General features: G+C 62.5%; 25 protein-coding genes. 12 read left to right on the top strand and 13 right to left on the bottom strand.

Annotated features, from left to right (window positions below):
* Positions 1 to 50: 50 nt before the first annotated feature.
* The 4 genes from ACZ0AV_RS14000 (at position 51) to ACZ0AV_RS13985 (ending at position 5,499) form a co-directional block, all read left to right on the top strand.
* A complete protein-coding gene (locus tag ACZ0AV_RS14000) occupies positions 51 to 1,394 on the top strand; it encodes a sigma-54-dependent transcriptional regulator (protein ID WP_499151588.1) in 1,344 nt (447 codons plus the stop codon).
* 502 nt (positions 1,395 to 1,896) lie between these two features.
* Positions 1,897 to 2,853: a TAXI family TRAP transporter solute-binding subunit gene (locus ACZ0AV_RS13995; protein WP_499151587.1), complete on the top strand. Its 957-nt coding sequence runs from the start codon at positions 1,897 to 1,899 to the stop codon at positions 2,851 to 2,853.
* Positions 2,854 to 3,079: 226 nt separating this feature from the next.
* Positions 3,080 to 5,104 (top strand): TRAP transporter permease, encoded by a 2,025-nt coding sequence (locus ACZ0AV_RS13990; protein WP_499151586.1) that lies wholly within the window; start codon positions 3,080 to 3,082, stop codon positions 5,102 to 5,104.
* Entirely contained in the window at positions 5,101 to 5,499 is a 399-nt protein-coding gene (locus ACZ0AV_RS13985) for a DUF1850 domain-containing protein (RefSeq protein ID WP_499151585.1), read from the top strand. Before ACZ0AV_RS13990 ends, ACZ0AV_RS13985 begins: the two co-directional genes overlap by 4 nt.
* 153 nt (positions 5,500 to 5,652) lie before the next feature.
* Here ACZ0AV_RS13985 and ACZ0AV_RS13980 read toward each other — a convergent pair whose 3' ends face one another.
* Together ACZ0AV_RS13980 and ACZ0AV_RS13975 are read right to left on the bottom strand one after the other, a co-directional pair.
* On the bottom strand, positions 5,653 to 6,465 hold the full coding sequence (locus ACZ0AV_RS13980; RefSeq protein WP_499151584.1) for an ion transporter: 813 nt from the start codon (positions 6,463 to 6,465) through the stop codon (positions 5,653 to 5,655).
* Between the two features lie 189 nt (positions 6,466 to 6,654).
* Positions 6,655 to 7,344, bottom strand: a complete 690-nt coding sequence (locus ACZ0AV_RS13975) for a GntR family transcriptional regulator (protein WP_499151583.1) — start codon at positions 7,342 to 7,344, stop codon at positions 6,655 to 6,657.
* A gap of 324 nt (positions 7,345 to 7,668) precedes the next feature.
* Between ACZ0AV_RS13975 and ACZ0AV_RS13970 the strand changes: the two genes are divergently transcribed.
* The 8 genes from ACZ0AV_RS13970 (at position 7,669) to ACZ0AV_RS13935 (ending at position 15,036) form a co-directional block, all read left to right on the top strand.
* Positions 7,669 to 8,805: an ABC transporter ATP-binding protein gene (locus ACZ0AV_RS13970; protein ID WP_499151582.1), complete on the top strand. Its 1,137-nt coding sequence runs from the start codon at positions 7,669 to 7,671 to the stop codon at positions 8,803 to 8,805.
* Positions 8,805 to 10,139, top strand: coding sequence for an ABC transporter substrate-binding protein (locus tag ACZ0AV_RS13965; protein WP_499151581.1), 1,335 nt, complete (start codon positions 8,805 to 8,807; stop codon positions 10,137 to 10,139). The genes ACZ0AV_RS13970 and ACZ0AV_RS13965 overlap by 1 nt, the downstream gene beginning before the upstream one ends.
* Before the next feature lie 101 nt (positions 10,140 to 10,240).
* A complete protein-coding gene (locus ACZ0AV_RS13960; RefSeq protein ID WP_499153366.1) occupies positions 10,241 to 11,074 on the top strand; it encodes an ABC transporter permease in 834 nt (277 codons plus the stop codon).
* 1 nt (position 11,075) lies between these two features.
* A complete protein-coding gene (locus ACZ0AV_RS13955; protein WP_499151580.1) occupies positions 11,076 to 11,894 on the top strand; it encodes an ABC transporter permease in 819 nt (272 codons plus the stop codon).
* Positions 11,891 to 12,592 carry an aspartate/glutamate racemase family protein gene (locus tag ACZ0AV_RS13950; protein ID WP_499151579.1) on the top strand — a complete coding sequence of 234 codons (702 nt, stop codon included), beginning with the start codon at positions 11,891 to 11,893 and terminating at the stop codon, positions 12,590 to 12,592. The genes ACZ0AV_RS13955 and ACZ0AV_RS13950 overlap by 4 nt, the downstream gene beginning before the upstream one ends.
* 217 nt (positions 12,593 to 12,809) lie before the next feature.
* Positions 12,810 to 13,742, top strand: coding sequence for an allantoinase PuuE (puuE, locus tag ACZ0AV_RS13945; RefSeq protein WP_499151578.1), 933 nt, complete (start codon positions 12,810 to 12,812; stop codon positions 13,740 to 13,742).
* Between the two features lie 175 nt (positions 13,743 to 13,917).
* The gene (locus tag ACZ0AV_RS13940; RefSeq protein ID WP_499151577.1) at positions 13,918 to 14,421 is read left to right on the top strand and encodes a GNAT family N-acetyltransferase; all 504 of its coding nucleotides are present in this window, start codon (positions 13,918 to 13,920) and stop codon (positions 14,419 to 14,421) included.
* Between the two features lie 84 nt (positions 14,422 to 14,505).
* Positions 14,506 to 15,036, top strand: a complete 531-nt coding sequence (locus ACZ0AV_RS13935; RefSeq protein WP_499151576.1) for a DUF3617 domain-containing protein — start codon at positions 14,506 to 14,508, stop codon at positions 15,034 to 15,036.
* Positions 15,037 to 15,150: 114 nt separating this feature from the next.
* Here ACZ0AV_RS13935 and ACZ0AV_RS13930 read toward each other — a convergent pair whose 3' ends face one another.
* The 11 genes from ACZ0AV_RS13930 to dapA form a co-directional block, all read right to left on the bottom strand.
* Positions 15,151 to 15,582 carry a hypothetical protein gene (locus ACZ0AV_RS13930; RefSeq protein WP_499151575.1) on the bottom strand — a complete coding sequence of 144 codons (432 nt, stop codon included), beginning with the start codon at positions 15,580 to 15,582 and terminating at the stop codon, positions 15,151 to 15,153.
* Positions 15,583 to 15,722: 140 nt separating this feature from the next.
* A complete protein-coding gene (locus tag ACZ0AV_RS13925) occupies positions 15,723 to 16,181 on the bottom strand; it encodes an SMI1/KNR4 family protein (protein WP_499151574.1) in 459 nt (152 codons plus the stop codon).
* Between the two features lie 17 nt (positions 16,182 to 16,198).
* Positions 16,199 to 16,348 carry an HNH endonuclease gene (locus ACZ0AV_RS13920; RefSeq protein WP_499151573.1) on the bottom strand — a complete coding sequence of 50 codons (150 nt, stop codon included), beginning with the start codon at positions 16,346 to 16,348 and terminating at the stop codon, positions 16,199 to 16,201.
* A gap of 653 nt (positions 16,349 to 17,001) precedes the next feature.
* The gene (locus ACZ0AV_RS13915) at positions 17,002 to 17,421 is read right to left on the bottom strand and encodes a hypothetical protein (protein WP_499151572.1); all 420 of its coding nucleotides are present in this window, start codon (positions 17,419 to 17,421) and stop codon (positions 17,002 to 17,004) included.
* Positions 17,422 to 17,500: 79 nt separating this feature from the next.
* A complete protein-coding gene (locus ACZ0AV_RS13910) occupies positions 17,501 to 18,262 on the bottom strand; it encodes a DeoR/GlpR family DNA-binding transcription regulator (RefSeq protein WP_499151571.1) in 762 nt (253 codons plus the stop codon).
* A gap of 87 nt (positions 18,263 to 18,349) precedes the next feature.
* Positions 18,350 to 19,729 carry an Nramp family divalent metal transporter gene (locus tag ACZ0AV_RS13905; RefSeq protein ID WP_499151570.1) on the bottom strand — a complete coding sequence of 460 codons (1,380 nt, stop codon included), beginning with the start codon at positions 19,727 to 19,729 and terminating at the stop codon, positions 18,350 to 18,352.
* 95 nt (positions 19,730 to 19,824) lie between these two features.
* Entirely contained in the window at positions 19,825 to 20,769 is a 945-nt protein-coding gene (locus tag ACZ0AV_RS13900) for a phosphoglycerate dehydrogenase (RefSeq protein ID WP_499151569.1), read from the bottom strand.
* A 41-nt stretch (positions 20,770 to 20,810) separates the two neighbouring features.
* Complete coding sequence (gene pdxA, locus ACZ0AV_RS13895) at positions 20,811 to 21,827, bottom strand: 4-hydroxythreonine-4-phosphate dehydrogenase PdxA (protein WP_499151568.1); 1,017 nt, start codon at positions 21,825 to 21,827, stop codon at positions 20,811 to 20,813.
* On the bottom strand, positions 21,820 to 23,067 hold the full coding sequence (locus tag ACZ0AV_RS13890; RefSeq protein WP_499151567.1) for a four-carbon acid sugar kinase family protein: 1,248 nt from the start codon (positions 23,065 to 23,067) through the stop codon (positions 21,820 to 21,822). The genes pdxA and ACZ0AV_RS13890 overlap by 8 nt, the downstream gene beginning before the upstream one ends.
* The gene (locus tag ACZ0AV_RS13885; RefSeq protein WP_499151566.1) at positions 23,064 to 24,224 is read right to left on the bottom strand and encodes an iron-containing alcohol dehydrogenase; all 1,161 of its coding nucleotides are present in this window, start codon (positions 24,222 to 24,224) and stop codon (positions 23,064 to 23,066) included. Before ACZ0AV_RS13885 ends, ACZ0AV_RS13890 begins: the two co-directional genes overlap by 4 nt.
* A gap of 14 nt (positions 24,225 to 24,238) precedes the next feature.
* A complete protein-coding gene (gene dapA / locus ACZ0AV_RS13880) occupies positions 24,239 to 25,114 on the bottom strand; it encodes a 4-hydroxy-tetrahydrodipicolinate synthase (protein WP_499151565.1) in 876 nt (291 codons plus the stop codon).
* Positions 25,115 to 25,264: the final 150 nt, after the last annotated feature.

Below are 25,264 nucleotides of genomic sequence, written 5' to 3'. Positions count from 1 at the left end.
GCTGCGCTGCACAGGTCAGGCGCTACACTGCGCGGTAAAAAGGAGGTGACATGGCCGGTCAGGTAATCATCGTCGATGATGAAGCAGCGATCCGCGAGGCGGCGCAGCAGTGGTTGGAACTGTCGGGTTTCAGCGTGCAGGCGTGCGCCACTGCAGCCGAGGCGCTGGCGCTGGTACACGCGGATTTTCCCGGCGTGCTGATCAGCGATGTGCGCATGCCCGGCATGGATGGGTTGCAGCTGCTGGGCAAGGTAGTCGCCTGTGATCGTGATCTGCCGGTAATCATGATTACCGGGCACGGTGACGTACCGATGGCCGTGCAGGCGCTCCAGCAGGGCGCCTATGACTTCATCGAGAAACCCTTTACGCCGGATCGTCTGCTCGATGTGGTGCGGCGTGCGCTGGAGAAGCGCCAGCTTATCTGCGAGAACCGCGCTCTGCGCCAGCAGTTCGGCGTGCAGGAGGGCATCGCCGCGCAGCTGCTTGGCGTCTCGCGGCCAATGGAACGCCTGCGGCGACAGATTCTCGACCTTGCCAGTACGTCGGTGAACGTGCTGATTCGTGGCGAGACCGGCTCCGGGAAGGAACGTGTGGCGCGCTGCCTGCACGACTTCAGCGAGCGCGCCGACAAACCGTTCGTGGCGCTCAACTGCGCGGCAATTCCCGAGCACCTGTTCGAAAGCGAGCTGTTCGGCCACGAGAGTGGCGCCTTTACGGGTGCGCAGAGCAAGCGCATCGGCCGCATCGAGCATGCCGACGGCGGCACCCTGTTTCTCGACGAGGTGGAAAGCCTGCCCTTGGCGCAACAGGTCAAGCTGCTGCGCGTACTGCAGGAAAAGACCCTGGAGCGGCTCGGCTCCAACCGCAGTATTCGCGTCGATTTACGGGTGATCAGCGCGGTGAAGCCGGACCTGCTCGACGAAGTGCGCGCCGGGCGTTTCCGCGAGGACTTGCTCTATCGGCTGAACGTCGCCACCTTGCAGATTCCGCCGCTGCGCGAGCGGCGTGAGGATATTTCGCTGCTCTTCGAGCACTTCGCCGAAGAGGCTGCACAGCGCCACGGTCGCAGCCTGGAGCCACTGACCCCGGCCGAGCTGGCCAACCTGCTGGGCAACGGCTGGCCCGGTAACGTGCGCGAGCTGATCAATGCTGCCGAGCGCCATGCCCTGGGCCTGAGCGGTGCCCATCACGAGGACGCAGAGCAGTCCCTGGCGCAGCAGATGGAAGCCTTCGAGGCGCAGTGCCTGCACAATGCCCTGCTGCGTTGCCGTGGCAGCATTTTGCAGGCCATGGAACTGCTGCAGCTGCCGCGCCGCACCCTGAACGAAAAAATGCAGCGTCATGGCCTGCAGCGCAGTTCCTATCGGCCTGCCGGTAGCAGCGACGACGATTGAACGCCCGTCCGCCTCGACATGCCGGCTCCCGGCGCGGCGATCAAGGCCACTGACCGCCCCCGCGATCATCAGGGCCAGCGAGGTTCCTCCGCCGCCGTGGTGACTGCTACCGGGACCTCCGATGGTCAGCCGCACCTCGATACACGTTGCCAGCAGCGCGCCCGCTATAGGGTAGCGATCGTTGTCGGGGCAGGTGAGCTAATTGTCTGCTTTCATGAGCGGAATCTTGCCGGTCGGCCGAGCCCGGTCGGCGGTGTTCCGCTGATTTTATCAACCCTCGGATTACGCCAGCGCTCTAGCGCGAGGTTCTGCTTTACTGGCATGGCACCTGCATTGTTGTAAAGGCAACCGGTTCTCTTTGGCTGGTGGCCACAATATGGACAAGAGGCGTCACGCCCTGCGGGTTCTACCCGCCCGCTGCCCAGTTGGTGCGGCACTCTCCGTCCCCGTGGTCACCGCTGCCGAGCCGGCTCTCTGACAAGAATAATCACGGAGAAACTCCATGCGACTGACCAAGCGTTTCAGCCTTCTCGCCGCCGCTGCTGCCATTACCGCCAGCACTGCGGTATTCGCGGCACCAACCTTCATCAACGTTCTGACCGGTGGCACCAGCGGGGTGTACTACCCGATTGGCGTCGCGCTTTCGCAGGTTTACGGCAACGGTATCGAAGGCTCGAAAGCTTCGGTGCAGGCGACCAAGGCCTCGGTGGAAAACCTCAACCTGCTGCAGGCAGGCCGCGGTGAGCTGGCGTTTGCTCTGGGCGACTCGGTGGACGACGCCTGGAACGGCGTCGAGGAAGCTGGCTTCAAAACGCCGCTGAAAAAAATCCGTGCGATTGCCGCCACCTACCCGAACTACATTCAGATCGTCGCCAGCAAGGAATCAGGGATCAAGACCCTGGAAGACCTCAAGGGCAAGCGCATCTCCGTCGGTGCCCCGAAGTCCGGCACCGAGCTCAACGCACGGGCGATCTTCAAGGCTGCCGGGCTTAGCTACAAGGACATGCGCCGCGTCGAGTTCATGCCTTACGCCGAGTCCGTCGAGCTGATCAAGAACCGCCAGCTGGACGCTACCCTGCAGTCCTCGGGCCTGGGCATGGCCGCCATCCGTGACCTCGCATCGATGGTACCGATCACCTTCGTGGCGATCCCCGAAGAGGTGGTCACCAAGATCGGCAGCAGCGCCTATCAGGCGCGCGTGATCCCGGCTGGCACTTATGACGGTCAGGATCAGGACGTCCCCACCGCAGCCATCATCAACATTCTGGTCAGCCATGAGGGCGTCGATGACGAAGTCGCCTACCAGATGACCAAACTGATGTTCGACAACCTGCCGCGCCTGGTCAACTCGCACTCGGCGGCCGCTGACATCAAGCTGGAAACTGCCACCGATGGCCTGCCGATTCCGCTGCACCCCGGCGCCGAGCGCTTCTACAAGGAAGCCGGCGTTCTGAAGTAAGCACGATCCGCCGGGTGGGTTGGCGACGCCGAGTTGCACGCCTTCAGGTCGCGCAACGGGTGTCGCGCCGCATGACCCTCCAGGCGGTAGTCGGCATTGCGCCCATGGTGGGTTACGCGACGCTTCATTTGGGAGCGGTCGAAAACGCGTGCAACGGCGCCGCTAACCAGCGCCGGCCCCGCCCACCCTACGAAACTGTATCCCTCTTGCGTGAGGCACGACTCTCATGAGCGAACACCAGGGGCTGAACGCCAGCCCGAGCGAATGGCCGAAGGCGCTGTTCTACACCGCCTTGCTGTTCTCCACGTACCAGATCATCACGGCGGCCTTTCACCCGGTGTCCAGCCAGGTACTGCGCGCCGGGCACATCGGCTTCCTGTTGCTGATGGTCTTCCTCTGTTACCCGGCACGCGGCACCGGCCGTCCCTGGCAGCCGCTGGCCTGGTTGCTGGGCCTCGCGGGCATGGCCACGTTCGCCTATCAGTGGTATTTCGAAGCCGACCTGATCCAGCGCTCCGGTGACCTGAGCTCCTTAGACATGGTGGTGGGCATCGGCCTGACGGTGCTGATCTTCGAAGCCGCTCGGCGAGTGATGGGCATCGCCCTGCCGCTGATCTGCGGATTGTTCCTTCTGTACGGCCTGTTCGGTGAGTACCTGCCGGGCGATCTGGCGCACCGTGGCTACGGGTTCGATCAGATCATCAACCAGCTGTCGTTCGGTACCGAGGGCTTCTACGGCACGCCTACCTACGTGTCGGCGACCTACATTTTCCTGTTCATCCTGTTCGGCGCCTTTCTCGAGCAGGCCGGGATGATCAAGCTGTTCACCGATTTCGCCATGGGCCTGTTCGGCCACAAGCTGGGTGGGCCCGCCAAGGTGTCGGTGGCGTCGTCTGCCCTCATGGGCACCATCACCGGCTCCGGCGTGGCCAACGTGGTGACCACCGGGCAATTCACCATTCCGTTGATGAAGCGCTTCGGTTACCGGCCGGCATTCGCGGGTGCGGTAGAGGCGACGTCGAGCATGGGCAGCCAGATCATGCCGCCGGTAATGGGCGCTGTGGCATTCATCATGGCGGAAACCATCAACGTGCCCTACGTGGAAGTGGCCAAGGCGGCGCTGATTCCCGCGCTGCTGTATTTCGGCTCGGTGTTCTGGATGGTGCACCTGGAGGCCAAGAGCGCCAACCTGCGCGGCCTGCCGAAAGACCAGTGCCCCAGCGCCTGGGCGGCGGTCAAGCAGCGCTGGTTCCTGCTGATTCCGCTGCTGGTGCTTGTGTACCTGCTGTTTTCCGGGCGTACGCCGATGTTCTCCGGCACGGTTGGCCTTGCGCTTACCGCGATCGTGATTCTGGGTTCGGCGATCATCCTCAAGGTGTCGTCGAAAATCATGCGCATGGTGTTCTGGGTGGCCCTGGGCATTCTCTGCGCGGGTTTCTTCCAGTTGGGGATCGGCGTGGTGTTCGGGGTAATCGGCGCGCTGGTGGTGGTGTGCTGGTTCATCAAGGGTGGCCGTGAAACCCTGCAGGCCTGCGTGCACGCACTGGCGGAAGGGGCGCGCCACGCGATTCCGGTTGGTATCGCTTGCGCCCTGGTGGGGGTGATTATCGGTGTGGTCTCGTTGACCGGGATCGCCACCACCTTCGCCGGCTACATCCTCGCCATCGGCCAGAACAACCTGTTTCTGTCGCTGGTGCTGACGATGATCACCTGCCTGATTCTCGGCATGGGCATCCCGACCATTCCCAACTACATCATCACCAGCGCGATTGCTGCGCCGGCGCTGCTGGACCTGGGCGTGCCGCTGATCGTCTCGCACATGTTCGTGTTCTATTTCGGCCTGATGGCCGACCTGACGCCGCCGGTGGCGCTGGCCTGCTTCGCCGCCGCACCGATCGCCAAGGAGAACGGCTTCAAGATCAGCCTGTGGGCGGTACGTATCGCCGCTGCCGGTTTCGTGGTGCCGTTCATGGCGGTCTACGACCCGGCCCTGATGATGCAGGGCGACAGCTGGGGCGCGACCTTGTACATGTTCGCCAAGACCGTCTTCGCGGTCGGGCTGTGGGGCATGGCGGTGGTCGGCTACCTGAACATGCGTCTGGCCTGGTGGGAGCGTATCTGGGCATTTGGCGCGGGTGTCGCGCTGATTCTGGCGCTGCCGATCACTGACGAAATCGGCTATGCGCTGGGCATCCTGCTGATCGCCCAGCACCTGTGGCGCGCACGCCGCGTTGCTGCGGCCACGGCGTGATCGGTCTGTGCCTGGGCTTGGCCGGGGCGGTATGGGCACAATTGCCCATGCCGTCCTTCACCCTCGCCTGGAACCACACGATCGAGAAGATCCGCTGGGAAGAGGATTACCGCGTCACGCCGGACGGGCTGCTGCTCGGCGAGGCGCGGGTGCGGGGGAGCGGTGCTGGCATGGAGATTCCGGATGGCGCCGTGCTGCGAGACGGCGCCTGGCATTACCAGCGCCAGATACCGCCTTTACAGCCCCTGCGCGTCGGCCGCACACCCGAGGCCGGCGACTACCAGATCTGCGACATCAACGGTTGCCAGCCCATGAGCCACTGGCTAGGCCCGCCAAGGGCCAGCCAGCCGGCAGTGGAGCTTTGGAGTTGTGAGTTGGCTGATCCTCGATCCTGAAAGTAATTGCAGCCATGACCTAATCCTGTAGGAGCGCGCCATGCGCGCGAAACAATCGCGGGCATGGACTAGGCGTCCCCGCCCGCTTCCACAATGGATCGCGCAATGCCGGTTTCCACTCGAAGCTACTTTCCCCAATCTGCGCCAGCCTGCTTACCGACCCCGCCGCATCTCACTCAACTCCGCCCGCAAGGCCTTCAGCTCCTGAAGAATCATCTCCTCACGCTCCGCCCGCGCTGCAACCTCGGGATCCGGCCCTTGTGCATCTTGCATGGCGTTGACGATCACCGCGATGAACAGGTTGAGCATCATGAAGGTGGCGATGAGGATGTAGGGCACGAAGAACACCCAGGCCAGCGGGTACTGCTCCATCACCGGCCGCACGATCCCCATGGACCAGCTCTCCAGCGTCATCACCTGGAACAGGGTGTAGAGGCTGGCGCCGATGTTGCCGAACCACTCGGGAAAGTCCTGTCCGAACAGCTGGGTCGCCATCACCGCGGCGACGTAGAACAGCAGCCCCATCAGCATCACGATACTGCCCATGCCTGGCAGCGAGGCGAGCAGCGCCTGCACCACCTTGCGCATGCTCGGGTTGATCGACACCAGACGCAACACGCGCAGGACGCGTAGTGCCCGCAACACACTGAACGGGCCGCTCGCCGGCACCAGTGCGATTCCCACCACCAGGCAATCGAATACTGCCCAGGGATCACGCAGCAGGCCGATGCCCCGCGCCGCGAAGCGCAACGCCAGCTCGATCACGAACACCGTGAGGATGAAGATGTCCACGGGCAACAGCAGCCAGCCCCATTCGCGAACGATATCCGCCGAGGTCAGCAAGCCAAGGATGGCAGCGTTGATCAGAATCAGCGCGGTGACCAGGCGCTGCACCAGGATGCCGTCCATTACGGCGGCCAGTTTCAGGCGCCAGGTGTTACTTGAGGAGGATAGGGGGGCGTTCATGCGGGCGTCAGTCGATATCCGGTAGGGTAGGAGCCTGACGATTCTAAGGTGTCCGGTTAGCGGTGATCAGGGTCCAAAGGGGCTACAGCTGGAGTTTCGGGTTACCCATTGTTTCAGCCGGCCAACCTTGGGACGTGTCATCGACGGGTTTCCGGAGGCGCAATACAGAGCGTCCCCAGGAGCGAAGCGTCAAGCCGGACGGCTGGTAAACACCTTGAACAGATCAACCTCATCGCTTTCCGGCGGGGCCAGACGCAAACGCTGTTCGATACTCAGCAGGTGGTCCTCCATGCACCGCGTCGCCTGTTGAACATTGCCGTCCAGCAGCGCTGCGGCCAGTGCCTCGTGCTCGTTGTGCGAGCACTGGATGCCGCGGTGGTTCTCGTACAGGGCGATGATCAACGAGCTACGAGCGATCAGGCCTTCGAGCATTTCGCCCAGCGTGCTGTTGCCGGCGATACGCGCCAGCAAACGATGGAAGTCACCCGACAGGCGTATGAACTCGGGTTTTGCCGGCTCATGACCAAGAGCCAGTTCAGCTTGCAGGTGCGCTTCGATGGCGCGCCGGTCAGCGGCTTGCATGCGCTTGCAGGCTTCCTCTATCAGCGCCTTTTCGATCACCCGGCGGGCGGCGAACACTTCGCGGGCCTGTTGCGGCGTGGGCTCTTCGACAAAGGCGCCGCGGTTCATTTCCAGGCGCACCAGCTTGAGGTGAGCCAGGTCGCGCAGGGCGCTGCGGATATGATTGCGATTGGCCTGGAACACCTCGACCAGATTGAGTTCGGTCAGGCGTGTGCCGGGTGGCAGACGCTGCTCGACGATGGCGTCGTAGATCGCGTTATAGATGCGTTGCACTTCAAGAATGACGTGACTGGCCATGGGCGATGCTCTTTTACGGGGGAAGCCAGGGCGGCTGACGCTAGCGTGCAGTGTAATTGTTAACAATTACACTGGCAAAGAGAGGGTGTGTACCAACTGGTGCACAGCTTTGTCGGGTTGCTCTATTGTTGTGCGGTTAGGCGGTTATTTACCAGAAAAAAGACCTTAGCAGGTATATTTTGGCTAACAGAAAAACTATCCGATTTTCAGCCGGATACGCCGAAAAGCAAAAATTATGGCCCGTTTTATAGGTGATGCATGAATGCATGGCACAACGATTGCTAACACTAAATTTGTAATTGTTAGCAATTTTAGGCGGCAAACATGTCTGGTAAGGGTCAGGTCGAGCTGGTGGCGGTGCACAAGGCCTACGGCGCGCGGGTGGCGGTCAGTGACATCCACCTGAAAATACCCAGTGGCAGCTACTGCTGTCTGCTCGGCCCCAGCGGCTGCGGCAAGAGCACCACCTTGCGCATGCTGGCCGGGCACGAAGAGGTGAGCGAGGGCGATATCCTCATGGATAACCGCAACGTCACCGATTTTTCGCCGACCCAGCGCGGTACTGCGATGATGTTTCAGAACTACGCGTTGTTCCCGCACATGAGCTGCCTGGACAACGTCGCCTTTGGCTTGCGCATCGCTGGCATGGCCAAGGCCGAGCGCCACGCCAAGGCCCGCGAGCTGCTGGCGCTGGTGAACATGCAGGACTACGCCGAGAGTTACCCCGAGCAGCTTTCCGGTGGTCAGCAGCAGCGCGTGGCGCTGGCCCGTGCGTTGATTACCCAGCCGGATGTGGTGCTGCTCGACGAGCCGTTGTCCGCTCTCGACCCGTTCTTGCGGATTCGCATGCGCAAGGAGCTCAAGGCGATCCAGAAGCAATTGGGGCTGACCTTCATTCACGTCACCCACTCCCAGGAGGAAGCCTTCGCCCTGGCCGACCTGGCGGTGGTGATGGACGGTGGCAAGATTCAGCAGGTAGCGCCGCCACGGGAATTGTTCGAGCGGCCGGCCACTCCTTTTGTCGCGCAATTCATCGGCGGCCACAGCCTGATGCGCGGCGAGCTGATTAAGCGTGAGGCTGATTGCGTGGTGCTCAGTGTCGAAGGTATCGGGCAGGGCAGCCTCAGCCTGGCACAACTGGGCGACGGCTATGCCGAGGCCGCCGTGGGCACGCCGCTGGCGTTCTCGGTGCGCTGCGATCACCTGGACATCCTGCCGCCTGGCAGCGTTCTGCCGGCAGGTCAGTTTGGCCTGCCGGCAAGGGTCTGCGATGTCGAGTTCCAGGGCGCCTTCATCTATGTCGAATGCCAAACCGCCAGCGCTACGCCGCTGATGGTTTACCTGGCCGACCGCCAGCGTCAGGTACCCGAGGTGGGCGCCGAGGTCACCCTGGCCTGGGATGCCACGCACCTCAACCTGTTCCTCCCACAACACGCCAACCCGACCAAGGAGGTTCACTGATGAGCGAGCACGACGACAGCACCCCGCAACTCCCCGCCGACACCCCGCAGGTGGAATCCGCCAAGGGGCTGTCCAGGCGCAGCCTGATCAAGGGTCTGGGGGTGGCCTCGGCGGTGGCGGTAGGTTCCGGCGCGATCACCGGTTTTCCGATGATCTGGGCACAGAACATCAAGAACATCACCTTGCGCCAGTTCGGCACCGGGGTGTCCAACCTCAACGACATCGCCATGAAGGCGAAGGAAGACCTGGGTATCACCCTGCAACTCACCGCGCTGGACTCCGATGCGGTGGCGCAGCGGGCAGTGACTCAGCCACGCTCCTTCGACATCGCCGACATCGAGTACTGGATCGGCAAGAAGGTGTACCCGTCCGGCACCATGCAGGCCATGGATACCCAGCGCCTGAAGAATTTCGACAAGATCTCGCCGCTGTTCATCACCGGCAAACTGAACGCCGATTCAGTGATTGCCCAAGGTACTGCGCCGCACACCGTTGGCTTTGTCGAAAGCGCCGATTCACTGAAGTTCGCCAGTGAGCCCACCCGCTGGATGACCCTGGTGCCAACCATCTACAACGCCGACACCCTGGGCATTCGCCCGGATCTGGTCGGGCGCCCGATCAAGAACTGGCGCGACATCATGGACCCGGCCTTCAAGGGCAAGACCTCGATCCTCAACATCCCGTCCATCGGCATCATGGACGCGGCAATGATCTGCGAATCCATGGGTGATATCACCTACGGCGACAAGGGCAACATGACCCAGGCCGAGATCGACAAGACCATCGCCATTCTCATGCAGGCGAAGAAAGACGGCCAGTTCCGCGCCTTCTGGAAGAGCTTCGATGAGTCGGTGAACCTGATGGCCTCCGGTGAGGTGGTGATCCAGTCCATGTGGTCACCGGCCGTGGCCGCCGTACGCAGCCGCGGTGTGGCCTGCACCTACCAGCCGTTGGAGGAGGGCTATCGCGCCTGGGGCGGCGGCATTGGCCTGGCCAAGCACCTCAGCGGTCTGGAGCTGGATGCGGCCTATGAGTACATCGACTGGTACCTGTCGGGCTGGGTCGGTGCCTACCTCAACCGCCAGGGCTACTACAGCGCCGCGCCGGAGACCTCCAGGCAGTACATGAGCGCCGATGAATGGGGCTTCTGGATGGAGGGCAAGGCTGCCCAGAGCGACATTCTCAGCCCGGACGGCAAGGTCATGGAAAAGGCCGGCGCGGTGCGTGATGGCGGCTCCTATGAGCAGCGCATGGGCAGCGTGGCCTGCTGGAACTCGGTGATGGACGAGAACCGCCACATGATCCGCAAGTGGAACGAATTCATCGTTTCCTGAGCCGGCCGTAGCGGTGGATGACGTTGTTTCATCCACCGCTGCACCTGCGACATCCCACTTTTCCGCAGCCTGGATTCGATATGCGCACCGGACTCGCCAACATCAGCCACCTGCAAGCCCTGCCGCTGGCGCTGACCCTGCTGCTGTTCCTGGTCTTCCCCATTACGGTGATCGTGGTGGTGAGCTTCTGGGACTACGACTCCTACCAGTTGATCCCGGACTTCATCTTCGGCAACTACCAGTACCTGCTGTCATCGCCGACGACCTTGCAGGCCTACCTGAATACCTTCAAGTATGCCCTGGTGACCTGGCTGATCACCCTGGTGCTGGGCTTCACCGTGGCCTACTACCTGGCCTTCCACATTCGCAGCAACAAGGTGCAAACCTTGCTGTTCCTGCTGTGCACCATCCCGTTCTTCACCTCCAACGTCATCCGCATGATTTCCTGGATACCGCTGCTGGGGCGCAATGGTCTGGTCAACAGCAGCCTGATCGGCGCCGGGTTGATCGACCAGCCGCTGGAGTTTCTGCTGTACAGCGACTTCTCCATCGTTCTGGCCTATGTGCACCTGTACACCCTGTTCATGGTGGTGCCGATCTTCAACACCATGATGCGTATCGACCGCCGCCTGATCGAGGCTGCGCGGGACGCCGGGGCGCAGACCTGGCAGATCCTCCTGTTGGTGATCGTGCCGCTGTGCAAATCGGGCATCCTCATCGGCAGCATTTTCGTATTGACCTTGGTGATGGGCGACTTCGTCACCGTGCGCATCATGGGCGGCGGCCTGCATGCCTCGGTCGGCGTGCTGATCCACAACGAAATCAGCTTGCTGCAGTACCCGGCGGCTGCGGCCAGTGCCGTGGTGCTGCTGGCCACGGTGCTGCTGATGCTGGTGGTGATGTTCCGCCTGGTGGATATCCGTAAGGAGCTATGACATGAAATCTACGGCGCGACCATTGAGCTTCTATTGCCTGAGCCTGTTCTTTGGCCTGTTCGTGCTGTTTCTCTACGGGCCGACCCTGACCATCGGCATTCTCTCGTTCCAGGGGCCGGACGGCGGGCTGACCTTTCCCATGAACGGCGTGTCGCTGCACTGGCTTCACAACCTGTTCCAGGCCCAGCAGGTGGGCGACTTCGCTGGCGCATTCAGCCGTTCGATTCTCCTCGGCATCGCGGTGATGGCCTGCACTCTGGTCTTCTCGGTGCTCGCCGGGTTCGCGTACCGACGGCCATTTGCTGGCAGCCAGGCATTGTTCTACCTGACGTTGGCGAGCCTCATCATTCCGTCGATTCTGGTCAGCCTGGGCATAGGCCTGATGTTCGATCGCCTCGGCTGGGAGCCGATCTGGTACAGCTCGGCCTTTGGCGCGCACCTGACCTGGACGCTGCCGTTCGGCCTGCTGATCATGTTCGCCGTGTTCAACCGCTTCAACCGCGCCTACGAAATGGCTGCCCGCGACCTTGGCGCGAGCGCCTGGCAAACGGTACGGCTGATCGTTCTGCCGTTGATTGCCCCAAGCCTGTTCGGGGTGGCGTTGTTCGGCTTCACCCTGTCCTACGACGAGTTCGCCCGCACCCTGATGGTCTCCGGCAGCTTCAATAGCCTGCCCCTGGAGATCTTCGGCATGACCACCAACGTCACCACGCCGGTGCTCTATGCGCTGGGCACACTGACCACACTGTTTTCCCTGGCGCTGATTGGTCTGGTGCTGCTGTTGATGAGTTTTAGCCAGCGTATGAGAAAACCCATATGAAAATTCGCGTGATCAACCCCAATGGCTCGGCGGGTATGGCCCATTTACTGGAGGCAACCTGTCAGGGCATCAAGGCCGCGGATACGCTGTTGAGCGTGATTCATCTGCCCGGCTCGGTGGCGGGTATCGAGGGCGCGGCCGATGGCGTGTGCGCGGCCTATCACCTGCTGGGGGCGATGCGCCAAGCTCAGGAAGAAGGCGTGCAAGGCTTCGTGATCGCCTGTTTCGACGACACCGGCCTGGACGCCGCCCGTGAGTTGGCCGGTGGCCCGGTGCTGGGTATCGGCGAAGCGGCCATGCACGCGGCGAGCATGCTGAGCGTACGCTACTCGATCCTCACCAGCCTGCCGCGCTCGATCCATATCATCGAGCGCAACATGCACAGCTATGGCCTGCAGCGGCGTTGCGCGAATATCCATGCGGCGGATATTCCGGTGCTGGAGTTGGAGCGTGACCCTGCCCATTACCTGCGCCTGCGCGATCTGGGCCGGCAGATCCTGCGCGATGACCGCAGCGAATGCCTGGTGATGGGCTGCGCTGGCATGAGCCAGTGGGCGCAGCGCCTCCAGGAGGATCTTGGCGTGCCGGTAGTCGATGGGGTGCAGGTGGCGCTGAAGTGGGTCGAGGCGTTGGTGCAGTTGCGCCTGGGCAGCAGCAAGAGCCTGAGCTATGCCTGGCCGCGCGAAAAGGCGGTGTAGCAGGGCTGTGCCGCTCGCACAGGCTGTTCGGCGCGGCCCGCGAAACGCTTGCCCACGGACACCTGGACGGCCTTCGCCCGGTCGTCTTCGCGCAGCCTCACTAAAAGCGCTAGGCGGATGCCCGCCTGGCAGAGATCGCCCCGGGCAGCGGTGCGCCTTACTGCCGGTTACCCTCCGGCCTGTCACGGCTAAAGCTGCATAAGGAAGAAAATCGTCCATGCTCCAGCCGACTCCACACTATCCCCGGGATCTACGCGGATACGCAGGCAACCCTCCTCAGCCAAAATGGCCGGGGAATGCGCGAATCGCTGTCCAGTTCGTGCTCAACATCGAGGAAGGCAGCGAGAGCTGCGTGTTGCACGGGGACCAGCAGAGCGAAACATTTCTCTCCGAAATCGTCGGTGCGCAGAGCTTTGCCGATCGCCACATGAGCATGGAGTCGATGTACGAATACGGCTCCCGTGCGGGTGTGTGGCGCATCCTCGATGAATTCCAGCGCCGCGACCTGCCGCTTACCGCCTTTGCCGTCGCCATGGCCCTGGAGCGCTGCCCGGAAATCACCCAGGCGTTGGTCGCACGTAAACACGAGATCGCCAGTCACGGTTGGCGCTGGCTGCATTACCAGAACGTGTCGGCCGATCTGGAGCGCGAACACCTGCAGCGTGCGGTCGAACTGATCACTCGCCTCACCGGTGCCGCACCGCTCGGCTGGTACACCGGCCGAGACAGTCCCAACACGCGGCGCCTGGTGGTCGAGCATGGTGGCTTTCTCTACGACAGCGATTATTACGGCGACGACCTGCCGCTATGGAGCACCGTGCAGACCCGCGATGGTAGCCGTCAGCCCCACCTGATCGTCCCTTATACCCTTGACGCCAACGACATGCGCTTCTCCAGCCCGGGCGGATTCAATAGTGGTGACCAGTTCCTCGCCTACCTGAGAGACACTTTCGACGTGCTTTACGCCGAGGGCGAAACGGCGCCGAAAATGATGTCGGTTGGTCTGCACGCGCGCCTGATCGGTCGCCCTGGGCGTTTCCGAGCGCTGCAACGTTTCCTCGATTACATCGAAGCCCATGATCGCGTCTGGGTGGCGCGCCGAGCCGACATCGCCCGCCACTGGGTCGAGCACCATCCTTACCAGGCATAGGAACGCACCACTTCGGCAAGGCATTTGCCGCACAGGTCGATAGGCGTTACAGCAGATATGAAGTCGGCGTAACGGGACTACAGGCCCCGCGCGGATTGCCGAATCCATCGCCGGTCATTAGCCTACGCTCTTTGCCCCGGGCCAGGCGGCCCTTACCGACGCGATGGATGACGGCATGAACGAGCAGGACGGCGACATCACCTACTACCTGGAAATGCACAGCCCCGAGCAGGTACGCGGCAAGCCGATGCCGGACGAGTTACAGGTGGTCGAGTGCCGAATCAAGCAGTTCCAGCTCAACCGTTTTCTGTACCAGTTGGTGGGTGGGCCCTGGGAATGGACGGACAAGCTGGCGTGGTCGGACGCGCAATGGCGCGAAGCGATCGAGCGCAACGAGCACCGCACCTGGGTGGCCTATCACCAGGGCGCCATCGCCGGTTATTACGAACTGCAGCGCGATGCCGACGGTGCGGTGGAAATCCTCTATTTTGGCCTGGTCGAAGCGTTCTTCGGCCAGGGCTTCGGTGGCCCGCTGCTGACCCACGCGCTGCAGTCCGCCTGGGCCTGGCCGGGGACGCGGCGGGTCTGGGTGCACACTTGCACCTTCGATCACCCCAGCGCGCTGGCCAATTATCAGGCTCGCGGGTTGCAGCTGTATCACCAGGAAGCGGGAGCCTGACGGCGGGATTCAGTCGAGACATCCAGGGCAGCGCGTGGTCGAAAACAGGGCGAGCCAAGTCGCGGTCACTGGATGGAGTCTTACATGCCGATGCCTAGTTTGAAGTTCCTGCCCTTCTGCCTGTTGCTGCTGCCGTGGATGGCCAGCGCCGAGCAGCAGATTCAGCCCGGCCTCTGGGAAATTACCTCGAAGAACATGCAACTCGGTGGCAAGGCCCTGCCGAGCAGCGATGTGATGCTGCAGCAGTTCAAGAGCCTGCCCCAGGCGCAGCGCGAGATGATGGAGCGGGCGATGGCCCAGCAAGGTATCCAGTTGGGCGACAAGGGCGTGCAGTACTGCATCAGCCAGGCCCAGGTGGATGCCCAGAACATTCCCCTGCAGGACCCCAACTGCAGCCAGCAGATCACCTCGCGTGACAATGATCGCTGGGTATTCAATTTCACCTGCCCCCAGGGCCGCGGGCAGGGCGAGGCGCATTTCCTCGACGACAAATCGTTCACGTCGACGGTCAGTGGCGAATTCGACAGCGGCGCTGGCCGCCAGCAGGGCAGCATGGAGTCGGAGGCGCGCTGGGTGTCGGCCGACTGCGGCGCGCTGAAGCCGCGTCAGCCTTGAGGTTAAATTAGCCTGCTGTCGATGTGGATCGGCTCTGAGTGCCATGTTCGAGGGCGCTCTCAGCTGTAGTTGGTGCTCAGCCGGCGTTCACCAGCAGGATCAGGAAGCGGCTCGCTAGGGTGCGGTCATGAGATCCTGGCTGCCTGGCTTCTGTCTCGGCAGCGCATAGAGCGCCATCAGCAATGACGTCACTGCGCCCAGGCAGAAGTTACCGGCATGATGGGTTTCCATCGGCAGCACCTCACCCCATACGAGTGCGCCCGTACCACCAGCCAGGCAAACGATCAGCATGTGCAGAACGCATCGGTGAAGCTGGAAGTATGCGTAAAGCATTGCCAGGCCGAACGCTGGGATGCCATAGAAAACCAGACTCGTCACGGCTGAAAGAATGCCGAACCAGAACGTACCCACCACGGTTTCCACGACGCTCATGCTGGTGGTTCGGGCCATCAATTCAAGCGTGCAGAAATACCCAAATATGAACACGCCCACCAGCGCCGGGCAGAGGGTGAAGGATGTCACTATGCATTTGACCGGGTACGACACAGCCTATCCCTGTAATTAACACGCAGCAGGTGAGTTGGAACGCTCTGGTAAGGGATTTCTCAGGGAAAGACCGCGGCCAGTCGAGAAAACCTAATCGGCCTTTTCCTGAATATGCCGTATGCAGGACGTGTATGTATTGCTCAGTCTTCATACAACCGATCAAGCAGTGCCGCGAACGTGGAGGCAACAGGTGAGACCTCTTCCTCGCTACCGGGCACTCCCTCGTGGTGCCAAATCACAACCGGCGGTTCTTCACCGGGTGGGCACTCTCGATAGTCAAAGCACAGCGCATCACCGTTGCCCAGCGCCGAAAAAATCACCAGGCCCGGCACTAACCCCTCCGGTGGCAATCGTAGCTTGATCTCCATCGTCTCCGTGCAGCCCTCGATATCGCCAAAAGCCAGGAACATACCCGTTCCGGATTCCACCTCTTCTCCGTGCAGGCGACTGAAGTACCTGAAATAGGGTCTATCAACGATAAAGGCACCATTGAAACGCTTGACGACGTCCTTGTAGCTGTTAGGAAAAGGTCTGCCCAACTGCTGTTCGACTGCAGCAATAGCAGCGGAATTACCGTCACCGTAGTAAGAGTCGAACATCGACCTATGTGCTCATTTCATTGCCCCTTGCTCATGGATTCCCAGCCGACATGCCGTGCGCCGTCATGAATGGCTTCAGGTACCAGCTGCGTCCTGCCCGTATCCTGGTGATGGTGCCACGTATAACCTGGAATCTTGCCTTGTCGCCGAGCTTCTTCACGACCCAATCGCCGCCATGGCGAACGATCTTCAAACCGTACTTACCAGCATTGCCGACGAGGACTTGTGTCACGTAGTCCTCTGATTTCTCTGCGATCAACGCCTCCAGCGTCTTCTCCCCAGAACGAAGTGCCTGGATATCCTGGTAGGCGTCATAGGCGGTCATGCCTTTATCGATCAGCCAGGCAGCACCAATGATGACGGGAACCCAGAACGCATTATTCTCTGCTTCAATTTGCGCCGCAGTATTTGCGATGCCAGCTTCGCCGCCCGATGCGGCGGTCACGCCTGTAATCAAAGAGCTGACGATATTTTTGCGGGCTTCTTTTTCCGCTGGCGTCAGTGACCCTCCAGCCTGATTGGTTATCTGCTCCACCAGGTTGTTGATGACGACGCTGGAGGCCGCGCCCAATGCGCCGCTTCCACAATCGGCGCGCTGTGCCGCGGCTCCAGCACATGCCACTACAGCATGCAGCGCAGTACGTGCGACTTCAGAGTCGAGTCGGTCAGCAATTATCTTGACCTCTTGCGTCGCCAATCCCTGCATGTAATTGACAGTCGCTGCCTGGAGCATATCGACACCACTACCGGATATGTTCCCGCCTGCTGCAGCGGTCAAGGCCATCAACACGGCTCGATTTGTGCCACCAAACTCCCAGGCCTAGTTGTCTTTCAGCGTCTGCGTGAGGTGCTGAATAAGCGCAAGATTCTGTTGATCAACCGGCTTTTCGCGCTCTTGATCAAGCTCTTGCTGGGCTGCGGTGGACTCCTTGGCCTTATTGTCTAGGAACGTCCCTACCTCTCGAGTAAAGGCGCCTGCGATCTCGAAGCCTGCCCGCATCTCCTCTTCATCGAAGATCGGCTTGAGCGCATTCGAAGTATCGCGATCAGTCGATACGTCGCGATTGAGCGAAGCTACGGTCTGCTCGGCGGTCGAGCCGGTGAGCGCCTGCTGGCCGATGTCGCCACGGATCTCGATGGCGGCCGCGCTGATACCGCTGCGGGTTACGCTGCTCGCGTCGTCCTTGGCGCCCAGTGCCACAGGTAGCGTCGAACTGAAGCCGCCTTCATTGGGCAGCATGGAGTCGGAGGCGCGCTGGGTGTCGGCCGACTGCGGCGCGTTGCGGCCGCGTCAGTAATTCAATGCCTAGAGCAGCGGCCTACAGCCGCTGTTGAATCACCCGCGGGTCGTGGTCGAAATCGGCCAGCTGTTCGGCACTGCCGGTGGTAATCAGCGTCCAGCGGGTGTTCAGAGGCGTCCAGTACTGCTGCTGATCGCGGCCCAGCTTGCTGGCATCGGCGAGTACGAACACCTCTGCCGCCTGACGGATCATGAGCTCCTTGAGATAGGCCTGGCTGGCGCTCGCTTCGCACAGGCCGCGCCCGGCGACCACGCCATCGGCGCTGACGAACACCTTGTCGGCACTCAGACGTTCGAGCATGGCCATCGCTGCGGGACCGAAGGTGGCCATGCTGCCGGGGCGCAGGTCGCCGCCGAGTACCGTAACCCGGCCCTGCGGGAGCTCGTGCAGCGCTTCCAGTGCCAGCAGGTTATTGGTAATCACGTGCAGGCCACTGCGTTCGCGTAGCAGGCGGGCCAGGCTGGCAGTCGACGTGCCGCTGTCAAGCAACACCGTATCGTTGTCCTGCACGTGCGCCAGCGCGGCGCGGGCGATGCGCTGCTTCTCCAGGCTCGAATGACTGCTGCGTTCTTCCAGTGAGGGTTCCGGAGCATGTTTGCCAATATGCGCAGCGCCGCCATAGGTGCGCATGATCATTCCCTGCGCGGCGAGCGAGGAGAGGTCGCGGCGAACCGTCGCCTCGGAGACCCCAAGGGAATTGCACAGGGTCTCGACGTTGATGTTGCCGTTGTTCGAGAGCACGAGTTCGAGAATGGCCTGGCGGCGTCTGGCGACTTTCATGGCTGTCCTTCAGCGAGTAGCGCAACGCACTTTACCATTTACCTCAAGGCGCCGGTTCGTGCAGCAACCGACGCCGGCAGAGCGCCCCTAGCTGATGCTCCAGCCCAGCACGCTGGCGGTCGAATACAGCCCCAATGCGACAATGGCCACGCTGCTGAGCAGCAGCGCAACGTTGAAGAACGTGTGGCGCTTGAACCGCTCTGGCACTTCGCGGCTTCTGAGGCACCAGACGGCGATGACCACGGCTATCAGGAAGATGCCGCTGGCGACACCGCCGATCTGAACCATCAGGACAGGAGATTGGATCACCAGAAAACCCAGGCCCCAGATGATCGGGAAGAGTACCGTCATGATGCGAATGGCTCGCTGGCGCTGTGCCAGGTTGTGCCAGTCGATTACCCCTAGCAGGCCGAGGGTGTTGGCCCATAGGCGCGGCACACTGGCGGTCGAAGCGATCAAGGTCGAGCCAAGCGTGGTGATCGCGCCAACCAGGAACAACCAGTGCGCCCAGGGCCCCAGTATGTCGGTATAGATTCGGCCGAGTGTCACGATCATCTGGTTGCCCTGGGGAACCAGGCCCTGCGGGTGCAGGACCGCCGCGCCGATGACGTAGAACGCCATGGTGCAGAGCGTGCAGATAACCCACGAGATCAATACGTCGGTGCGCATCACCTTGATCCAGCCTTCAGCTCGCTTGGCCCGTTCTTCGCTGCCGTCATTGGGGCCCGTCCAGCGCGCGTAGCCCTTTTCGATGCACCAGTAGGTGTAGGTGGTCATTTCATCGGCGCCGACCCCGGTGATGCCGAACATTGCCACGGCAAAGCCGAGCGTGCCGGCCGGAATGGCGAAGCTCAGCCCATCGATCAGCATGGAACCGCTATAAGCGAACGGCGTGAGCGGGAGCCCAAGGGCCAGCCCGACGGTGATCAGGGTAAAGATCACGACGGAGATGAACGCCGCTCGTTCGAGCAGGCCATAACGATTGGTGTAAAGGAGTGTGATGACACCCGCGACGAGCAGAATCGTCCAGAACACCAGAGAAGGGGTGCCCAGTGGCTCGCCGATGACTGGATAGAGAATGCTCAGGGCCGCTACGGTACCGCCGATGATGCCGCCACGCTGCAATACCTTGGCGAAATCCATCAGGATCCACAGGGCATTGATCCAGCCTATGCCACAGCATTTCGGCCCGATCTGGCTAAAGCCCTGCAGCGCCGGTTTGCCATTGAGGATCGCCCATTGCGCAAGCTCAAGCTGTATCCATACCTTGACCGCGGTACTGATGATGACCAGCCAGAGCAGCACGAACCCAGCTTTCGCGCCAAGGGCTGTGGTGGTGATCAACTCGCCGGAGCCGATCACCGCGGCCGAGATAACGATCCCTGGGCCAAGGTAGCGTAGCCGACCGGCCCAGTTTGTCGGTGGATCCAATACGTCTTCAGGGTCCAGCGCGTAGGGGTCTTTCAAGAGTGAGGGGTCGGCTTGGCCGGTTTTTTCGCGATCGTTTTTTGTTGTTATCGTCGACATGGAATGACCTTCTGACAAAGGGTTTAGGGGGCGGCTCAGTCGTTAACGACATGCATCAGGGTGTCGCCGCCGGCGAAGCGGATGACGTTCTCGACGCAGGTAAGGCTCAGGGCGGTGAGGGCCTCTTCCGTGTAGCCGGCGATATGCGAGGTGGCGATCACGGTATCGAGGCCGAGCAGTTCGCTGGTATAGAGCGGCTCTTGTTCGAAGGCATCCAGTGCGGCGCCGGCCAGCCGGCCAGCGCGCAGGGCCGCGATCAGCGCCTGCTCGTCGACGATGCCGCCCCTGGCAGCGTTGATCAGCATGGCCGTCGGTTTCATCCGGGCCAGGGTGCGGGCGTTGATGAGGTGATGGGTGCTGGCATCGAGGCCGACATGCAGGCTGATGAAGTCGCTGCGGCTGCACAGTTCGTCGAGTGTGCACAAGTCGACCTCCAGCTCTCGCGCCAGATCGGCCGCTGGGTAGGGGTCGTAGGCCAGCACTGGCATGGCGAAGCCCTTGGCACGCCGCGCCACTTCGCGGCCGATGTTGCCAAACCCGACGATTCCCAGGGTCTTGCCGTGTACCGCCGTGCCGAACAGCCGAGGCCATTGGCCAGCGCGGGTGAGGCGATCTGCATAGGGGATCTGCCGGGCCAGTGCCAGCAACAGGGCGAAGGTGAAGTCCGCCACCGCGTGGCGGTTGGCGCCCGGTACGTTGCAGACTCGAACGCCGCGCGCTCGGGCGGCTTCGATATCGATATTGTCCACCCCGACGCCATGCTTGCAGACCAGGCGAAGCGTGGGCAGCGCGTCGAGTACACGTGCCGTGATGGGGGTGAACGCGACGATGGCGGCCTCGGCGCCGTGGGCCTGTTCGATGAAGGCCTGCTCGTCGAGGTCGGCGGCTAGCCTGAGGTGCTCGATGCCATGCTCGGCCAGGAGGTCCAGGGGTTGCCGGGAGTACTGTGCAAACGACGGAGAGGTACTGACGATACGCATGAGAATCACCGTTGTGCTTGTCTTGGGTTAGCGGTTCGTGGCTATCGGGCGACGCGGCTGCTGCGTTTGCGGGTGGCCAGTTCCACGGCCTGACGCAACGCCTCGATGAGGCTGCGTTCGTCGGCGATGCCCTTGCCAGCGATGTCGAACGCCGTGCCGTGGTCCACCGAGGAGCGGATCACCGGCAGGCCGATGGTGACGTTGACCCCGGCCTCCAGGCCCATGACTTTCACCGGGCCGTGGCCCTGGTCGTGGTACATGGCGACTACCGCGTCGAAATCGCCACGGCCGGCGCGGAAGAACAGGGTATCGGCTGGCAACGGGCCTTCCACGCGCCAGCCGCGAGCGCGCAGTTCGTCGATGGCGGGCTGGATCTTGGTGGCTTCTTCGCCATAACCAAACAGGCCGTTTTCCCCAGCGTGGGGATTGATGCCGCATACGGCGATCAGCGGGTTGTCGATACCGGCACGCACCAGCGTCTCGTGGGCACGTTCGATGGTGCGGCGTACCAGGCCCGGCTCGATACGGGCGATGGCGTCGATGATGCCAATGTGGGTGGTAACGTGGATGACCCGCAGGGTTGGCGTCATCAACATCATCGACACTTCCTCGATACCGGTCAGGTGCGCCAGCATTTCGGTATGTCCGGGGAATATGTGGCCGCCGGCATGCAGGGCTTCCTTGTTCAGCGGCGCGGTACAGATGGCGTCTAGCTCGCCGGCCTCGGCAAGTTGCACGGTGCGTTCGATGTAGCGAAAGGCGGCGTCGCCGGCAATCGCCGAGAGCTGGCCATAGGGCAGGTCGACGGGGATCAGTTCGAGGTCGATGCAGTCCACCACACCCGGCGCAAAGCGTGCCTGGCGCGGGTGGTCGATGGCGTTGACCTGCAGGCTGCCGCCAACGATACGGTTGGCATCTGCCAGGCGCCTGGCATCGCCGATGACCAGCGGCCGGCACATGGCGTAGACGCTGTCGTGGGCCAGCGACTTCATGATGATTTCCGGGCCAACGCCGGCAGCATCGCCCAGGGTGATGCCGATTACGGGGCGTTCAGACATGGTGGGCTTCCTTTTCACAGAGGGCCTGGGAATGGCTGGCGTCGTGCAGGCGAGCCCAGGCCTGGTAGAGAGTGTCCGGCTGGCCGAAGCCGCCGGCCTTGGTGACGATGGCCAGGTCGTGGCCCTGCCGACGGGCGCTGGACAACACCACCCCAGGCGCTAGCTCGCCCAGCAGTTGCAGGCTGTCGATAGCGGCGGCGCTGAGCAGCGCGCGCGCGGTTTCTCCGCCCGTGGCGATCAATGCTCCAGCCTTGGCGATGGCCGGCAGCAGCAACTGCGCCAGGGGCGCGCCAAGCAGCGCCGCCTGGGCTGGATCGCGGTCGCGCTGTTCGAGGCTGATCAACAGATCGGCGCCGCTGGCCAGCTGCGCGGCCAGGCGTAGGCCCAACGCTTCGCGCTGATCCTGCGCATCCGCTGCCAGCAACAGCCGGGGCTCGATTCGCTGCCAGCTCTGGCCGCTGCGTTCGGCGAGCAGCGCCGCTTGGGCCTGGGAATGACGGGACATGCTGCCGACCACGGTCAACACCGGCAGCGCAGCGCCGGGCACTGCTCGCGCAATGCGAGGGGTGAGCCCCAGCGCCAGGGGCAACTGCTGGGCCAGGCCCGCGGAGCCGACCCAAAATAGCTTGCCCGCCTGCGCGACCGAGGCCCGGGCCAGGGCTTGCAGATCCGCATCGAACTGCGCGTCGCAGATCAACACCTGGGTGCCGGCCTGCAGGTGTTTCGCCAGCGAAGCGTCCAGTTCGGCGCCGCGTACCTGCTCAAGGTCGAGGGCAGCGCAGCGCAGCCCCGGGGCGTTGAACAGTTCGAGCAGATCGGCCGTGCCGCTCAAGCCTTCATTGCGCCACACATCGCTCTCGTTGACGGCAATGCCGTCGACATACTGCACGCTGCCCAGGGTGGTGCGGCCCATGGCCGGAAAGGCGGGCGCGACCAGGGCCATGCCATGGCCCAGCAGCGCGGTGACCTCACTGACCAGGTTGCCGCGCAGGGTCGAGTCGACCTTTTTGTACAACGCATGGCCGGCGAACGTGCGCGTATCGAGTACGGCGCGATTGCGCTGCGCTGCCTGGTCGGCCGGCAGGCGACGGGTGTCGAGGTCCAGCGCGGTCACCGACTGTGCACAGTGCTCGGCGCGATGATCCAGCAACACCTCGGTTGTCACATGGCGAGCGAAGCCGGCAGCACAGTCGGCGGCGCCGGACAGGTCGTCGGCAATCACCAGCAGTGGCCGCTTCATGGCAACAGGCACCGGTACAGCTGCTGGATGTCGTCCAGGCTGAGCGCCTTGGGGTTGTTGACCATCAGGCGGGTGACGTTGGAGGCGGCCACCGCCATGTCCGCCAGGTGCTCCTCGGCTACCCCGAAGTTGCGCAGGTTCTGGGGGATCTCCAGCGTGGCGGTCCAGGCGCTGATCTGGTCGATCAGTTTGCGGGCGGCTACCTCGTCGCTGTCCGTCTCCTGGGCCAGGCCGCAGACGCAGGCTGCGCGCTTCAGCCGAGGTGCGCAGCTGTCGAGGTTGAAGGCCATCACATGGGGCAGCAGCATGGCGTTGGCCACCCCGTGGGTAACGTGGAACTTGCCGCCCAGCGGATAAGCCAGGGCGTGCACGGCCGCGGTGCCGGCGGCGGTCAGTGCCAGGCCGCCGTACATCGAGCCGAGCAGCATGTCGCTGCGCGCCTGCAGCGAGCCCGGCTGCTGGTAGGCCTCGACGATGCTGCCGGCGATCAGTCGCATCGACTCCAGGGCGAAAGTGTCGCTGATCGGGTTGGCCTTGGTGGAAATGAACGACTCCAACGAATGCGTGAAGGCGTCCATGCCGGTGGCAGCGGTGATCGGCTTGGGCAGGCCCAGGGTCAGCGTGGCGTCGAGGATCACCAGGGTCGGCAGCAAGTAGCGGCTCACCACGCCGATCTTCAGCTCTTCGTCCGGCAGGGTGACGATAGCGTTGGGGGTGACTTCCGAGCCGGTGCCGGAGGTGGTCGGCACCAGCACCATGGGCTTACCAGGATGGGTGACCTTGTCGATGCCCAGCATCGCCTTGAGCGGCATATCGTTGGTAAGCATCACCGCGAACAGCTTGGCGGCATCCAGCACGCTGCCGCCACCGATGGCGATCAGCGCGTCTGGTGCCGCAGGGGCGACGGAGCGGCTGAACACGGCCTCGATGTTCTCCAGCGTCGGTTCGATCTCGACGTCATCGACCACCGTGACGGCGATGGATTTGGCCTCCAGCTGAGCGACCACCCGCTCGGTGACGCCCAGCCGATGCATGGCGTTCTGGGTGACCAGCAGCACGCGCTGCAGCGGCGTGTCGAGCAGCGCCAGCTTGTCGGCCAGAGCATTCAGGCTGTCGGGGCCGTGGACGATGTGTTTGACGGTCTGGAAGTGATACATGGTGGTCCTCCGGCTCAGCGCTGGTAGACGGCCAGCAAGCCTTCGAGCTTGTGGACGGTCTGTTCATCAAGGGCAGCAGTGGGGGCGCGGCAAGGGCCTACCGGCACGTTGAGCAGGTCCGTGGCCTTCTTCAACACGGACGGCATGGTGCCCAGAGCAAAGGCGTCACGCAGCGGGCGCAGGGCTTCCTGGGCGGCGCGGGCAGCCTCGTGATTGCCGGCCTGGAACTGGTTCCAGATCTCCATCACCACATGGGGCACGGCGTTGGCGGTGGCCGCCACCGCACCGTCACCCCCGGCCAGCAGGTTCCAGTAGATGAGCGAGTCGGTGCCGGCGAACACCGCGAAGTCGTCGCTGCGGTAGCGCATCATCTGCACCAGGGCGTCGAAGTTGCCGGCGCTGTCCTTGATGCCTTTGATCTGCGGGTGCTGCGAGAGCGTGGCGACCGCCCCGATGCCTATCGACATGCCGGTCTTGGCCGGGATGTTGTAAAGCATGATCGGCAGGTCGGAAGCATCGCCGATGGCCTGGTAATGATTGATCAGCTCGCTTTGGCTCACGGCGTTGAAGAAGGGAGTAATGACCGACAGTGCCTGAACGCCCACATCGCTCATTTTCTTGTTCAGCTCGATCACATCGCGGGTGGCGAACGCGCCGGTTCCGGCGATCACCGGCACCCGGCCGGCAGCGATCTCTACGGTTGAACGGGCAATGCGTACTTTCTCGGCGTCGGACAGGGCGAAGAATTCGCCGTTGGTGCCCAGCACGAAGAGGCCGTGCACGCCTGCTTCAATGAGACTTTCGACAAGCGCGGCGAGCGCCGGCTCATCGACTTCCTGCGCCGTGTTGAACGGCGTGACAAGGGCAGGAACGATACCGTGGAATTTCATGGCTTATCCTTTTTGTGATTGTTTTGGTCAGTATGAATAGCATCTATGATTGAATCGATCAAATAGATCTTGAGATTTTCCCTTCTCCGACTCTTTTGATCGGAGCGTTCGTTCTAAGCCGATTCTTTTTGATCGAGATGATCGCGCTTG

This window comes from Pseudomonas sp. AC532, assembly GCF_979258965.1.
Note: the sequence above shows the minus strand (reverse complement) of the source record. Positions and strands in the feature narration are given on the sequence as shown.